Annotated in this window: 13 protein-coding genes and 1 rRNA gene; 10 read left to right on the forward strand and 4 right to left on the reverse strand. The window is 43.8% G+C overall.

The window, feature by feature from the left end; translation table 11 throughout:
* Positions 1 to 6 precede the first annotated feature (6 nt).
* The 10 genes from rrf to B0E43_RS02645 all read left to right on the forward strand — a co-directional run bounded on the left by rrf (position 7) and on the right by B0E43_RS02645 (position 9,643).
* A 5S ribosomal RNA gene (gene rrf / locus B0E43_RS02600) occupies positions 7 to 118 on the forward strand.
* A 344-nt stretch (positions 119 to 462) separates the two neighbouring features.
* Entirely contained in the window at positions 463 to 1,089 is a 627-nt protein-coding gene (locus B0E43_RS02605; protein WP_077346560.1) for a hypothetical protein, read from the forward strand.
* 72 nt (positions 1,090 to 1,161) lie between these two features.
* Positions 1,162 to 3,591, forward strand: coding sequence for a heavy metal translocating P-type ATPase metal-binding domain-containing protein (locus B0E43_RS02610; protein ID WP_077346561.1), 2,430 nt, complete (start codon positions 1,162 to 1,164; stop codon positions 3,589 to 3,591).
* Position 3,592: 1 nt separating this feature from the next.
* Complete coding sequence (ccoS, locus tag B0E43_RS02615) at positions 3,593 to 3,781, forward strand: cbb3-type cytochrome oxidase assembly protein CcoS (protein ID WP_077346563.1); 189 nt, start codon at positions 3,593 to 3,595, stop codon at positions 3,779 to 3,781.
* Positions 3,774 to 5,909 (forward strand): cytochrome-c oxidase, cbb3-type subunit I, encoded by a 2,136-nt coding sequence (gene ccoN, locus B0E43_RS02620; RefSeq protein WP_077346564.1) that lies wholly within the window; start codon positions 3,774 to 3,776, stop codon positions 5,907 to 5,909. Before ccoS ends, ccoN begins: the two co-directional genes overlap by 8 nt.
* 11 nt (positions 5,910 to 5,920) lie before the next feature.
* Positions 5,921 to 6,103 (forward strand): cytochrome C oxidase Cbb3, encoded by a 183-nt coding sequence (locus tag B0E43_RS02625; protein WP_077346565.1) that lies wholly within the window; start codon positions 5,921 to 5,923, stop codon positions 6,101 to 6,103.
* Positions 6,100 to 7,026, forward strand: a complete 927-nt coding sequence (locus B0E43_RS02630; protein WP_077346566.1) for a cbb3-type cytochrome c oxidase N-terminal domain-containing protein — start codon at positions 6,100 to 6,102, stop codon at positions 7,024 to 7,026. Before B0E43_RS02625 ends, B0E43_RS02630 begins: the two co-directional genes overlap by 4 nt.
* 50 nt (positions 7,027 to 7,076) lie before the next feature.
* Entirely contained in the window at positions 7,077 to 8,507 is a 1,431-nt protein-coding gene (gene ccoG, locus B0E43_RS02635) for a cytochrome c oxidase accessory protein CcoG (RefSeq protein WP_077346567.1), read from the forward strand.
* Between the two features lie 6 nt (positions 8,508 to 8,513).
* A complete protein-coding gene (locus B0E43_RS02640) occupies positions 8,514 to 8,939 on the forward strand; it encodes a FixH family protein (RefSeq protein ID WP_077346568.1) in 426 nt (141 codons plus the stop codon).
* Positions 8,939 to 9,643 (forward strand): sulfite exporter TauE/SafE family protein, encoded by a 705-nt coding sequence (locus tag B0E43_RS02645; RefSeq protein ID WP_077346569.1) that lies wholly within the window; start codon positions 8,939 to 8,941, stop codon positions 9,641 to 9,643. The genes B0E43_RS02640 and B0E43_RS02645 overlap by 1 nt, the downstream gene beginning before the upstream one ends.
* Here the strand turns inward: B0E43_RS02645 and hemN are convergent, their stop codons facing one another.
* From hemN to B0E43_RS02665, 4 genes are all read right to left on the reverse strand, one after another.
* Positions 9,644 to 11,002 carry an oxygen-independent coproporphyrinogen III oxidase gene (gene hemN / locus B0E43_RS02650; protein WP_077346570.1) on the reverse strand — a complete coding sequence of 453 codons (1,359 nt, stop codon included), beginning with the start codon at positions 11,000 to 11,002 and terminating at the stop codon, positions 9,644 to 9,646. It abuts the gene before it with no gap.
* Positions 11,003 to 11,120: 118 nt separating this feature from the next.
* Positions 11,121 to 12,164 (reverse strand): VWA domain-containing protein, encoded by a 1,044-nt coding sequence (locus B0E43_RS02655; protein ID WP_077346571.1) that lies wholly within the window; start codon positions 12,162 to 12,164, stop codon positions 11,121 to 11,123.
* Complete coding sequence (locus B0E43_RS02660; RefSeq protein ID WP_077346572.1) at positions 12,145 to 13,041, reverse strand: hypothetical protein; 897 nt, start codon at positions 13,039 to 13,041, stop codon at positions 12,145 to 12,147. The genes B0E43_RS02655 and B0E43_RS02660 overlap by 20 nt, the downstream gene beginning before the upstream one ends.
* A complete protein-coding gene (locus tag B0E43_RS02665) occupies positions 13,034 to 13,912 on the reverse strand; it encodes a DUF58 domain-containing protein (RefSeq protein ID WP_077346573.1) in 879 nt (292 codons plus the stop codon). Before B0E43_RS02665 ends, B0E43_RS02660 begins: the two co-directional genes overlap by 8 nt.
* Positions 13,913 to 13,954 lie beyond the last annotated feature (42 nt).

Raw genomic sequence — 13,954 nt, forward strand, 5'->3', positions numbered from 1 at the left:
TAAGATTTAGGCGGCCTAGCGCAGGGGGCCCACCTCTTCCCATCCCGAACAGAGAAGTTAAGCCCTGCAGCGCCGATGGTACTGGGGTCACACCCGGGAGAGTAGGTCGCCGCCACATTATTCCTAAGCCAGCTCTAAACAGCTGGCTTTTTTGCGTTTATACCCAGCAGAGAGGTTTAACTCCTCAACTCCAACTGGAAAGAGAATTTGCTTGGGATTGTGGGACATAAGGCAAGGAGATAACTGATCCTGAACTCCTCAATCCATCTGAAAGAGTTCTAAACCTGATTTGTTGAAAGCATGCTTTTTTAAATAACTCTATTTTCAAAATTATAGAGTATTCAGGTTGGAAATTTTCAACTTATTAAAATCCATCATTCCTGATATATATCATATCCCATACCCGCATCTGTCAGGCTTGCTCCAGCATTCAAAAATTAGCTTTGAATATAAATTTTGATCATGGAGCTAAAATCACCACAGGCCTTGAAATTTGAACTCCCCGAAGACGTACTTCAGGAGTTTTATTGTCATGAGTTAAGGGATTCATTCCTTCCGTCCAACCCTGTAAGCAGTATTTGTCATGATACAGAGGAACCTACACTTTTCACCATTGATTTATTCAAAATATTGAATTGGTTGCATGACCACGATTTTCCAAGGCCTTTTGAAAAAGAGGTTTGTGCAATTCCAGTTTTGCTTTACGTTCCCGATTTCTCCACGAAGCATTTGTTATTTCACTACGACGGATCTCCCAATTCTGCAGATCTTATTAGAAATTTCATATTGCTTTTTGGGAGCATTATCAAAGAAAGCAAAGCCACAATCATTTCTCCAAGCTTCATTCCAAAATCCAAAATAAAAGAAGAACAGGAATTAATTCATCTTGTCTCTTCCTTCACCAAGGAAACCAGTTTTATCAAATTTAATTTTTCACGAATCGGGGATTTTTGGTCTTATGGAGTCAAGCATAACTGCACCCTTTTGGTAACAACCAAAAATTACCAAACCGAGTTAGCAAAGGTTCTTTTTCATTTTTACAATGGGAAAGTCTGGAGTGGCCCCCTCTCATTTTACCTAGCTATGTAAGTCATTTTAATAAATGATTTTGATCATAATATTCCGTTTTCATACGGGATAATTTTATAAAAAATCTCAGACATGAAACAGATTTTTCCCACCCAAACTCATGCGAAATGCTACCATTGTGGGGAAAATTGTGAGTTGGAATCTGTCAGTTTCGATAACAAAAAATTCTGCTGCCAAGGCTGTAAACTTGTGTATGAAGTGTTGGCTGAAAACGACCTTTGCGAATATTACCAACTGGAAACCAGCCCAGGGAAAAGCCAAAAAGAGCGTTCAAAACTTAAAAACAGGTTTGATTACCTGGATGATCCTGAGGTTAGCCGAAAATTGCTTGATTTTCAAAACGATCAGGAAAGCCACATCACTTTTTATATTCCATTAATCCATTGTGCATCCTGTATTTGGTTGCTTGAGAATCTGTTTCAGATCAATTCTGCAATCTTAGGAAGCCGCGTAGATTTTGTTAAGAAGAAAGCTCAAATCAAATTTCTTCACGATAAAATAAGCTTAAAGGAAGTGGTTAGCCTTCTTTCTACCTTGGGTTACGAACCCAAAATCAACCTTTCAGACCTTGATCACAATTCCAAGAGTACAATCGATCGAAGAATTTTGACCAAGCTTGGAGTGGCAGGATTTTGCTTTGGGAACATGATGCTTTTCAGCATGCCTGAGTATTTTTCTGAAGCAGAACTCCTAGGTGAGGGATTTAAAGGGCTTTTTGATTACCTCAATGTGGTTCTTTCATTGCCAATCGTTTTCTATGCAGCCAGTGATTATTACTTGTCTGCCTGGAATGCTGTCCGCCAACGAAAGATGAATATGGATGTGCCCATTGTACTGGGAATAATTGCATTCTTTTTTTATTCCCTTTGGGAAATTTTTTCACAGGGAAATGCCGGATACATGGATAGCCTGGGCGGTCTTCTTTTCTTTCTGCTACTGGGAAAAGTCTACCAGCAAAAAACATTTGCAACACTAGAATTTGATCGGGACTACAAAGCCTATTTTCCCATTGCAGTGACCCGAATGGCTAAAGAAATGGAGGAAGTTATTCCTTTAGTCAAACTCCAGGTGGGTGATGTTGTGCTGGTTCGGGATGAGGAATTGATTCCGGCGGATTCCTTGCTTCTAAGTGAATTTGCGAATATTGATTACAGTTTTGTGACCGGTGAGGAGGTGCCAGTTCCCAAGCGAAAAGGAGAGTTGATTTATGCCGGGGGAAGGCAAAAAGGAGATGCTGTATTATTGACCATCCAAAAAGCCCCTTCCCAAAGCTATCTGACAGATTTGTGGAACAATGAATCCTTCGAAAAATCCAACAAACGGCTCCTCGAGCCATTGGCCAACCGGATAAGTGGTGTATTCACCTGGACAGTTTTGACAATTGCTGTTGTAGCTTTTGTGTTTTGGATTGGTAAAGACGTTTCCATTGCAGTGAAAGCGTTTACGACAGTCTTGATCGTGGCTTGTCCCTGTGCACTTTCCATGTCTACTCCTTTTACTTTGGGAAATACCCTGAGAATTTTTGGAAAAGGGAAATTCTATCTGAAAAATGCTTCTGTAGTGGAAAGACTGGCTTTGGTTGATACGTTAGTATTCGACAAGACTGGAACACTGACTGACCCTGCAATTGCCTCGATTGAATACTTTGGGGTAGCACTTTCGGCGGAATCTAAGTCTATAATCAAAGGAATGGTGGAGCGATCCACCCATCCGCTGAGCAATCGGATTAATCTTTGGTTGGGAAAAGTCGATCCGATCAAGCTTGGAAAAGTCCAGGAAATCAAAGGAGCTGGAATACTTGCTGAATATAAAGATCAGGAGTTCAGACTTGGGTCAAAAGACTTTACAGGATCAAATGAACAGATCCTTTCCAAAGTTGGAAACCATGTGTTTTTTAGTTTGGAAGGGATAGCTTTAGGCCAATTTCATATCCAGTCCGGTTTGCGGGAAGGGGCTCCCGAGGTGGTGAAAAGTCTTTCCTGCGATTTTGAGTTACATGTTCTTTCCGGAGATCAAGCTCACGAAAAAGTAACCCTGGGCCAGCAACTTTCTAATGAAATCCGCTTCAATTTCAACCAAAGTCCAGTTGATAAACTCAATTACCTGAAGGAACTCAATTCCATGGGTAAAAATACCATGATGCTTGGTGATGGTCTCAATGATTCCGGCGCCCTTCAGGAAAGCCAGGTTGGAATAGCTATTACTGATAGGGTCAGCCATTTTTCTCCGGCAAGCGACGCCATTTTAGATGTGGAATCTTTTGACAAAATCCCAAGCTTTCTGGCGTTCGCCAAGGACAGTCGTCTGATCATCAAAACCAGTTTTGGGCTAAGTTTCCTTTACAATATTCTGGGATTAAGTCTGGCAGTTCAGGGACTATTGAGTCCGGTGTTTTGTGCCATTCTTATGCCGCTAAGCAGCATTTCTGTGGTGGTTTTTACCACTTTGGCTACCAATTACATGGGTATTCGGAAGGGACTCATTTACCAAAACAAGCAATGACATGGAAGTAATTTTTCTCCTCATCGGGATAAGTCTCCTTCTCGCAGGCACGTTTTTATTCCTCTTCTTAAGGGCGATGAAAGATGGGCAGTTTGACGATGACTACACCCCCTCTGTCCGGATTTTATTCGAAAATCAGCCTAAAAAATCAATTAAAGACCAACCAAAAAAAACCAAATCCTATGAATGATTCTACCTTGGAACGGTTCGAATACGACAACAAAATTGTCAAGTATTTCGGAGCTGCTACGATAATCTGGGGCCTGGTTGGAATGCTGGTGGGGCTATTGGCCGCCACACAACTGTTCCTTCCTGAAGCTAATTTGGGAAATCCTTACACGACTTTCGGCAGGATTCGCCCGCTGCATACCAATGCAGTCATCTTCGCATTTGTGGGTAACTCCATTTTTGCAGGGGTTTATTACTCCATGCCGAGATTGCTGAAGACTCCGATGTGGAACAGCATGCTCAGCTGGTTTCACTTCTGGGGCTGGCAATTGATCATTGTCGCGGCTGCGATTACTCTTCCTCTTGGACTTACCACCTCCAAAGAATATGCTGAACTCGAATGGCCGATTGATATTGCAATTGCGTTGGTTTGGGTTGCCTTTGGAGCCAACATGATCGGAACACTGATCACAAGACGGGAACGGCACATGTATGTGGCGATCTGGTTTTACTTGGCCTCATTTGTTACGGTTGCGGTATTGCACATTTTCAATTCCTTTGAGCTTCCTGTTTCATTTTTCAAAAGCTACTCAGCTTATGCCGGTGTACAGGATGCACTGGTACAATGGTGGTACGGACACAATGCGGTGGCATTTTTCCTAACTACTCCATTTCTGGGAATGATGTATTATTTCCTGCCCAAAGCCGCAAACAGACCGGTTTATTCCTACAAACTTTCGATCGTCCACTTTTGGTCCCTGATTTTCCTATATATGTGGGCAGGACCACACCATTTGCTTTACACCGCTTTGCCTGAGTGGGCACAAGTTCTTGGGACAGTTTTCTCCGTGATGCTGGTAGCACCATCTTGGGGTGGTATGGTCAACGGATTGTTGACTTTAAGAGGGGCTTGGGATAAAGTCAGAAATGAACCTGTGCTGAAATTCTTTGTAGTTGCCGTAACTGCATATGGGATGGCGACATTCGAAGGCCCATTGCTTTCCCTCAAAAATGTAAACGCAATTGCTCACTATACAGATTGGATTGTAGGTCACGTGCATATCGGAGGCTTGGGCTGGAACGGCTTCTTTACTTTCGGGATGCTGTATTGGATGTGGCCAAGAATTTTCAAAACCACACTCTATTCCACCAAACTGGCCAATACGCACTTCTGGCTGGGGACTTTGGGTATCATTTTCTACGCGCTTCCACTTTACGTTTCTGGTTTGACACAATTCCTGATGCTGAAGGAATTCAATGAAGCTGGCCGTCTTGCGTATCCAAACTTCTTGGAGACAGTGATTCAAATTGTACCGATGTACATGCTCCGAGCCTTGGGTGGATTACTTTATCTGGGTGGTGCAGTGATTATGATGTACAATATGTGGATGACATCCAAGCAGGGTTCATTCCAGGAAACTGAGGAAGATCAGGCCCCTGGATTGGCAAAAGCCTACAATCCCAGCGGGGAATTTTGGCACAGAGCATGGGAAAGAAAGCCCATTTTCTTCACCGTTTTGGCCACTATTGCCATCGCAATCGGTGGTGCGATTGAGATTATCCCAACACTTTTGATCAAGTCGAACGTGCCAACCATAAGTTCAGTGAAGCCATATACTCCACTTGAACTTGAGGGGAGGGACCTTTACATCGCCAATGGCTGTGTGGGCTGTCACTCCCAGATGATCCGGCCATTCCGATCTGAAACTGAGCGCTATGGGGAGTATTCCAAGGCCGGTGAGTATGTGTATGACCGACCATTCCTTTGGGGATCAAAGCGTACCGGACCGGATTTGCATCGTGTAGGAGGGAAATACCCGGATAGTTGGCATTACCACCACATGGTTGATCCTTCTTCCATGTCACCGGGCTCTCTTATGCCTCCCTACCCATGGATGACTACCAATGAACTGGATATTTCTGATTTGCCTGCCAAAATTCGAACACTTCAAAAACTGGGTGTGCCCTATGCAGAGGGGTTTGATCAGCAAGCCACTGCGGAGTATGAAAAGCAAGCTGCCAAAGTGGTTGCAAATCTGAAAGATGCGGGCGTCGAAGTAGCCCCAAATACCGAAATCGTGGCCCTGATTGCCTATCTCCAGCGATTGGGAACAGATATTAAGCAAAAGCCAACAGCTGATAACCAATAATTCCTGAAGCCATGTATAAAGAAATTCTAAGATCTATTGATAACATAGAGATCTACCCGATCCTCTCCCTGATCATCTTTCTGCTGTTTTTCATAGGAATGTTTATTTGGGTGGTGAAAACCCCCAAAGATCACATCAGACATATGGAATCTCTTCCTTTTGACGAAAACGATTCAACCTCCCACCAGCCATGAAAAAGTTATTTTCAATACTTGCTCTTCTGGGTTTTACCTCAATTCCGGTTTTGGCCCAAACACAAGAATCCAATTGGTATACCAAACTGCAGGCAATGGATTCCAGCCAATTGACGCTTCTCTTTATCCTGGGAGCAGTCTTGCTGGTGATCATTCTGCTTTTGATTTTGATGGTTTATTTGATGTCATTTTTGTCGGTAGTGCTGCGCAAAGAGAACCCAAGTCTTGCAGATGAACCTTCTTGGTGGGATAATTTCAAGGAGCGTTTTGTAACCGGAAAAGTTGACGAGGTCGGAGGAAAAGAAGAAAAGGCAAAATTGATGGCCGATCACTCCTATGACGGGATTTCTGAACTGGACAACTTTATGCCTCCTTGGCTCCAAGGGGTTTTTGTTGGAACGGTCATATTTGCAGTAATCTATTTTGTAAACTATTCAGTCCTGGGAAATGGACCAACCAGTGTTGAAGAATACGAAGAGGAGCTCCGAATCGAAGCTATTGCGGCGGAAGTTAGACAGGCCAATCAGGCTGCAGGAATAGATGAAAACACGGTAGTATTTGATGAATCTGCTGCTGCTCTTGGTGCAGGTAAGACCATTTTTGAAACCAATTGTGCGGCATGTCATGCGGCCGATGGAGGTGGGGGAGTTGGCCCAAACCTGACGGATGAGTATTGGCTTCACGGCGGATCCATCAAGGAAGTCTTTACTGTAGTGAAATTCGGTGTTTTAGAAAAAGGGATGATTCCCTGGCAGGATCAGTTGAGCCCCGAGCAAATGCAACAGGTCTCTTCCTATATCCTGACTTTGAAAGGCACAACTCCAGCCAACCCAAAAGCCCCACAAGGTGAGCCCTATTCAGAGACACCTGCTGAGGCCGCACCTGTGAAAGATAGTACTGCTGTAGTCGCTTCTATTGAGTAAATTCATCACTGCCGGGGGATTTACCTCCGGCAGAATTACGCTTACACCCAATGGCCAAGAAGAACCAAAATCCACATCTGAATCCGGAGACCTTCCGCGATGCATTGGCCACCGTCCGGGAAGATGGAAAACGCAATTGGGTCTATCCCAAAAAGATCAAAGGATTTTTCTATAAGTATCGAACCTACCTTTCTTGGATTCTGCTGGCTGTTTTGTTCGCAGGTCCTTTTATCAAAGTGGATGGTCGGCCCTACATGCTCTTCAATATCTTTGAGCGAAAGTTCATCATCTTCGGAGCGGTTTTTTGGCCTCAAGACACCCATCTTTTATTATTCCTACTGCTCATTTTCTTCGTTTTCATCATTCTATTCACGGTGGTGTTTGGCAGGGTATGGTGCGGATGGGCTTGTCCTCAGACCCTTTTCATGGAAATGGTTTTTCGAAAATTCGAATACCTAATCGAAGGCGATGCCAATCAGCAAAGAGCTTTGAACGATAGCCCTTGGACTGGAGAAAAAATCTGGAAAAAAGGACTTAAGTATTCCATTTTTGCTTTTTTCTCACTTTTGATTGGCCATCTTGTCATGGCTTATTTGGTCGGAGTTGATCAGGTGAAAGAAATTGTCAGCCAACCACCAACTCAGAATCTGGCCGGATTTATTGGGCTCATTGCCTTTTCGGGCATTTTCATGTTTGTATTTGCATGGTTTAGAGAGCAAGCCTGCATTGTCGTTTGTCCTTACGGCAGGCTTCAAGGCGTTCTCTTGGACAACAACAGCATCAATGTGATGTACGATTATGTCAGAGGAGAACCCCGCTCTCCGATCCGCAAGAATGTAGTGGAAGAGAGTCCAAAGGGAGACTGCATAGATTGCGGACTTTGTGTTCAGGTTTGTCCCACAGGAATTGACATTCGAAACGGTACCCAGATGGAATGTGTGAACTGCACCGCTTGTATCGATGCCTGCGATGAGGTCATGGTAAAAGTCGAAAGGCCAACCGGACTGATCAGATATGCCTCCGAAAACAGCATAAAAGAGGGATTTCAAAAGTTATTTACCGGAAGAGTTAAAGGATACTCGGTTGTTTTGGTAGTCTTGGTGGCAGCATTTATTGCCTTGATCGCCACCAGGGAAGATATGGAGGGTACTATCACGCGTTTTCCGGGGATGACCTATCAGGAGAGGGAAGCGGGAAGAGTATCCAATCTTTATAACATCACACTGATTAATAAGACTTTCGAGCCCCAACGTGTGGAAATTAATGCTCTTGTTGAGGGAATGGATGTGGAAATTGTTGGGGCAAAAGAGTGGGTTTTGGAGCCTCAGACGAAGTTTGAAGGCCGGTTTTTCCTGGTTAGAAATTCAGATGAAGTGAAAGTTCCCCAGGAGAAAGTCATGCTTCAGCTTTCGAGTGAAGGTGAAGAATTTGATGAGATACAAACAAACTTTATGGCGCCCGTGGGTGCCGCTAAACAATAAAACAGGATGGATTGGGGAAAAGGAATTTTATTGACCATCATCGCCTTCGTTGGATTTATCCTGACTTTGGTTGTGATTTCGGTGAGGCAGGATGATATCCATTTGGTCACTGAGAATTATTACGAAAAGGAAATCAAATATCAGGATCAGATCGAGCGGGAAAAATCCGCGGCAGGACTGGACCGGGAAGTATTGGTGTTTGACTCGGAGAGCAAATCCATGCTGTTGGATCTCCCGGTCGGAGCAAAGGGAAACCTCCAACTGTTTCGGCCATCTGATGCCAGATTGGATCAGGAATTGGCCCTGGACATCACCGAGCTGGGGAAAACGACAGTTCCCCTGGATAAATTGAAATCAGGCTATTGGAGAGTTCAGTTGACCTGGACCGAAAACGGCGTTGAGTTTTACCAGGAAAAGAAAATCAGCCTCTGATGCTTTGGACTGCTTTGGTGTTGGGATTTTTAGGTTCATTCCATTGTGTGGGAATGTGCGGTCCTATTGCCCTGGCGGTCGGTGGAAAAGGCGGACAGACTTTCCTCTTCAACAAAATCATCTACAATTTTGGTCGGAGTCTTACCTATGCCGGACTTGGTTTGGTAGTCGGCAGTCTTGGATTCTCGCTTTCTCTAGCCGGAATACAGCAGGGTGTTTCTGTGGCAATGGGCTTGTTGATCGTTCTTTTTTCTCTCAGTTATAAAAAGGCAGACAGGTTTTTGACAATCCCGGCACTTTCCGGTGTGGTTAAGTGGATCAAAAGCCACCTTTCCCAATACCTCAAATCCGGAAGCAAACTTGCGTTTTTTTCAACCGGTCTAGTGAATGGGCTACTTCCTTGTGGAATGGTCTATATGGCTTTGGTAGTTGCAATCGGAATGCAAAGCCCAGTTTTGGGTGCTGCCTATATGTTTTTCTTTGGATTGGGGACGATTCCTATGTTGCTTGGATTGATGGTTTCGGGAAGTCTTTTGCCGGTGATCCGACGGCAGCAATTCCAAAAAGCCATCCCATACCTAGGAGTTTTGATCGGGGTTTTGATGGTCTTCCGTGGCTTGGGACTTGGAATACCGGGCTTTAGTCCCGAATTGGCGGTTTTTGATTATGGTACCCAACAGGTGGAAATCACCATGTGCCACTGATCAGAATGATTTACTGAAAGTTGCCTTTTCTGATTTTGAAAGAATCATCCTTAAGTCAAACAACGCACAAATATTTCGGACCACAGCCATTCCTTCATCTGTGATACTAATAGAAAGGTCTGACCTATTAATTAAACCTTCCTCTTCCATCTGAAAAAATGTTTGGAGGTTTTCCAGGGGTAATTTTTCCCAAACTGAATAGGGAACATCAGCCTTGCCGCGACAAATCAGATCAAGGATTAACTTCCTAACGATCCAATCTTCCTCGATCTGGATATGTCCTTTAAAGATGGGTAGCCTGTTTTCTTTAAGAATTTCCTGATAGGCCTCAATGTTTTTTTCATTTTGGGCAAATCCCAAACCGATATCACTGATGCTGCTAGCTCCCAATCCGATAAGCATTTCTGAAGGTGAGGTGGTGTAGCCCATGAAATTTCGGTGGAGATTTCCGTTTCTTTTTGCTTCACACAGCGGGTCATTCGGTAGGGCAAAATGATCCATCCCGACCTCTTCATATCCCATTTTGATCAATCTTTCTTTCCCAAATTCATACAATGCTCTTTTTTCCTGTTCATTGGGAAGAAATGATTCGAAACTCTTTTGGGCAGGGAAAGCTGAGGGAAGATGCGCATAACTGTAGAAGGCGATCCTTTCCGGTTTAAGTTCTTCCACCCTTTCGAAAGTCTCCTCCAACGTCTCCAAAGTTTGGTGTGGAAGGCCATAGATCAGGTCAAAATTAATAGAGCTATAGCCGAGTTTTCGGGCATTTTCTGTGGCTTCTTTCACTTTTTCGAAAGGCTGAAGACGGTGAATTGCCTTTTGGACATTGATGTCAAAATCCTGGATGCCATAACTCACCCGGTCAAATCCCAAACGGGCCAATTCCTGAAGGTGTTCGAAAGTGGTATTGTTGGGATGTCCTTCAAAACTGAATTCAGGATTTGGAAGGACTTCGGCTGATTTCAGAATTTTTGAAATCAAGAGCTCCAGATTTTGGGCTGAAAAAAAAGTAGGAGTTCCACCCCCTAAATGAATTCCTGCAATTTTTGGAGTTTCTTCAAAAAGCCCTAAATAGTGGGACCATTCCCGGAAGATTGCCTCCAGATAAGGATCTTCCACTCCGTGATTTTTTGTGATTCGCTTGTTGCAGCCACAATAGGTACAGAGACTTTCGCAAAAGGGCAAGTGGATATATAGTGTAATTCCATCCTTTTTCCCGATTAGTTGGAAAGCCTGTTTTACCAATTTTTCCCAATCCGATGAGTTGAGATTGTTTTCCCAATGGGGAACGGTAGGGTAAGAAGTGTACCTTGGGACAGGCTGATTGTATTTTCGGATTAGTTCGGCTGATAGTGCCATTGATCGGTATTTTGACCAAAGGTGGATTTCTTTTGGAGGTTTTTATGTGATCTATTTATTCTACAGACCTGATTAATATCAGACTTTTGTCTATTAGAATTCTGATAGTCAAATCAGGTTAATCCAACAGGAAATTGTTGAAGAAAGTACTCTTCAATCCCAACCAAATGAGGAAAAACAGCATCGCCCAAAAAAGGTAAATCCGGTAATAATCCGCAGTTTCCTTGTAGCGGTTTTCCAGGATTTCGGCTTTTTCCAAGCTATCAATCCGTTCAAAAATCTGTTGCAAAGTACTTCCGTCAGATGCCCGGTAAAACTCCCCGTTGCCTATCCGGGCGATTTCCCGGAGGGTAGTTTCATCCAAATAGCTTTCTACCATCTGAGGTCTTCCAAAAAAGTCGGTGCCATAGGGTACCATTCCGTCTTTTCCAACTGCAATCGTATAGATTTTGATATCAAAAGCAGAGGCAAGTTGAGCTGCAAAAAGCGGGTCTACATTTCCTGCATTGCTTTCCCCGTCTGATAGAAGGATCATCACTTTGGAGGGAGTTTCACTTTCTTTCATCCGGTTGGTGCCGGCTGCGATTGCTGATCCGATGGCTGTGCCTTTTGGCTCAATCATCTCAAAGGAAATGTCCGCAATCATGGCTGTCAACAATTCGTAATCGTTGGTCAGGGGCGCCAAAGAATAGGCTTCTCCGGCAAAAACCACCATGCCTATCCGATCTCCAAAGCGTCCGTTGATGAATTCAATTGCTGTGCTTTTTGCTGCTTCCAGTCGATTTGGAGTGAAATCCTGCAAGTCCATGGATTCTGAAATATCCATTACCAAGAGAATGTCAATTCCCTCAGTGTATTGCTCCACCCGCTCATTGCTACGCTGAGGTCGGGCTAGTGCAATGACGATGGAAATCAAAGCTAAGAAGAAGAACCCGGTGGGTATCAGCCGAAGGTAAGTCCATGGATTTCCTCTGGCCACACGTTTTGGAAGGGAAAGTTCTAAAACTGGATTTTTCAGGAATTTGATGGCCTTCCGGATCAGAATCAGAACAGGAATAATCCAGAGTAGATTGAGTAGAATGGGATTTTCCCATTCATACGTTTTAAATGTCTCTGGCAAAAACCAAGACCAGCTAAAGAACTCAGTGAGTTGCTCTCTCATGTCTGATTTGGTTTAGTTTTTCCTGATATTTTGTCTTCGCCACTTCGAGCAGATAATCTGTAGTTTCTTCTGTTTTGGCTTCTTTACCTGCGTAGATGATCATATCGATGGCTCTTAATGCTTTGAAAATTTCTTTGTCATCCAAAGCTTCAGCAATTTCACTCGAAGTCCATTCCTGGAAGGGAAGGTCTGTGATGGATTCCAAATATCCTTTCCACAAACCTATGACCTCGTCTGCCAATTCCAGCGCAGGATTTTGTGCGAGGAGACCAGCCAGTTTTTTATACTTGCGCTCAAATTGCATCCACCTGATTTTCTCCCGGTTTTTCCAGAAGATTGCCTTGATTCGCTTCAAGAAAAGCAAAGCAAATCCACCTAGAAGGATAATCACTCCACCGGTGATCAAAGCAGCCAAAAGCCAGTTGAAATTCTTTTCCAAAGGCTGGTAAACGTTGTTTTCCTGAAAAATCGGCTGCTCGGGAATTGAGTCCAGCATCAGTTTCAACTTCAGTTCGGCTTCATTGGAAAAGTAGGTGATGCTGTCATATCGGCTCAATTCATAAACTGGAAGAGATAGATAGATACTTGGCTCCAGCGAAAAGTTGGAAACAAAGTAAACCGTACTATCCAAAGTGATTCCTTCCGAGGTTTGGGAAATGAAAGTTTGTTTCTCCAATAAAACCAGTGGAGAAAAATCATAAGTCGAATCCGGGAATAAGAGTTGGGTGGTCTCCGGATACCGGGCCTTGAGCACAAATCCAACACGCTCTCCCAATCGGGCAGAATCTTGGGTGAAATAGCCTTCCACTTGCACATTTTGGGCAAAAGAAGAAAAACTCAATCCCAGGAAAAGAAGAAAAATACCGATTCTACCCACGTTTCATTCTTTTGTTTCGGTACTTAAATAAGTCGATCAATGGCCCAACAATGTCCTGAGTGGTGTCTATTGCCAAATAGTTGATCTGATTTTTTTTGCAAAGCTCCTTTAAATATTCCCGTTCAATGGTAAAGGTTTCGGCTATTTTTTTAGAAAAACTTCCAAATGCAGTATTCACCCAGGTAGTTTTCCCTCTTTCCTTGTCATAGATGGGAATAATACCCAAGGAGGGCAGTGCCGATTCTCGGGGATCAGTCAGTTGGATAGCAACCAGATCATGACGCTCTGCCAAGGCTCTAAAAGAGCGCTCGTAATCCAGATCGATGAAGTCAGAGATCACGATGATAATGCTACGTTTTTTGATCAGGTTTAGGGAGAAAGAAAACATTCCGTTGAGGTCCGTTTTCAAACTTTTGTTTTTGTGGTCAAAGATTCCACGAATGATTTTGACGCCTTGTTTGCTCCCTTTGGAGGGGAGAATCAGTTTTTCTTGTTGGTCTGTATAAGAAATCAGGCCAATTTGGCTGCCTTCATACACTGCAGCCAGGGTCAAAACACCAGCGATGAGTTTACCCTTATCGATTTTTTTGTTGTCCTGTTGGCCGATGTCCTGACTGCCGGAGATGTCCAAAAGAAAATAAACCGACTGTTCTTTGTCCTCCCGAAAGGTCTTTACAAAGGTTCCGTGGCCTTTTGCGGAAACTTTCCATTCGATCGTCCGTACGTCATCTCCGTATTGATAAGGCCTCAGGTCGTCAAATTCAAGGCCTGAACCTTTAAACAGCGACTGATATTCTCCCTGCAGGTGGTTGTTGGCCACCTTTCTGATCATAATTTCGTACTTCCTTAGCTTACTGAACAGCTGATCCATGAGGGAGATTTGAGCGGGCTAAGTTAAAGTCTTGAACTGAAT

Origin of the sequence: Algoriphagus sp. A40, assembly GCF_002002735.1 — a bacterium.
Lineage (GTDB): Bacteria > Bacteroidota > Bacteroidia > Cytophagales > Cyclobacteriaceae > Algoriphagus.

What these genes read in the sequence shown, in the direction of transcription:
- B0E43_RS02605 (WP_077346560.1), top strand. Translation starts at nt 463, where the DNA reads ATGGAGCTAAAATCACCACAGGCCTTGAAATTTGAACTCCCCGAAGAC.
- B0E43_RS02610 (WP_077346561.1), top strand. Translation starts at nt 1,162, where the DNA reads ATGAAACAGATTTTTCCCACCCAAACTCATGCGAAATGCTACCATTGT.
- ccoS (WP_077346563.1), top strand. Translation starts at nt 3,593, where the DNA reads ATGGAAGTAATTTTTCTCCTCATCGGGATAAGTCTCCTTCTCGCAGGC.
- ccoN (WP_077346564.1), top strand. Translation starts at nt 3,774, where the DNA reads ATGAATGATTCTACCTTGGAACGGTTCGAATACGACAACAAAATTGTC.
- B0E43_RS02625 (WP_077346565.1), top strand. Translation starts at nt 5,921, where the DNA reads ATGTATAAAGAAATTCTAAGATCTATTGATAACATAGAGATCTACCCG.
- B0E43_RS02630 (WP_077346566.1), top strand. Translation starts at nt 6,100, where the DNA reads ATGAAAAAGTTATTTTCAATACTTGCTCTTCTGGGTTTTACCTCAATT.
- ccoG (WP_077346567.1), top strand. Translation starts at nt 7,077, where the DNA reads ATGGCCAAGAAGAACCAAAATCCACATCTGAATCCGGAGACCTTCCGC.
- B0E43_RS02640 (WP_077346568.1), top strand. Translation starts at nt 8,514, where the DNA reads ATGGATTGGGGAAAAGGAATTTTATTGACCATCATCGCCTTCGTTGGA.
- B0E43_RS02645 (WP_077346569.1), top strand. Translation starts at nt 8,939, where the DNA reads ATGCTTTGGACTGCTTTGGTGTTGGGATTTTTAGGTTCATTCCATTGT.
- hemN (WP_077346570.1), bottom strand. Translation starts at nt 11,002, where the DNA reads ATGGCACTATCAGCCGAACTAATCCGAAAATACAATCAGCCTGTCCCA.
- B0E43_RS02655 (WP_077346571.1), bottom strand. Translation starts at nt 12,164, where the DNA reads ATGAGAGAGCAACTCACTGAGTTCTTTAGCTGGTCTTGGTTTTTGCCA.
- B0E43_RS02665 (WP_077346573.1), bottom strand. Translation starts at nt 13,912, where the DNA reads ATGGATCAGCTGTTCAGTAAGCTAAGGAAGTACGAAATTATGATCAGA.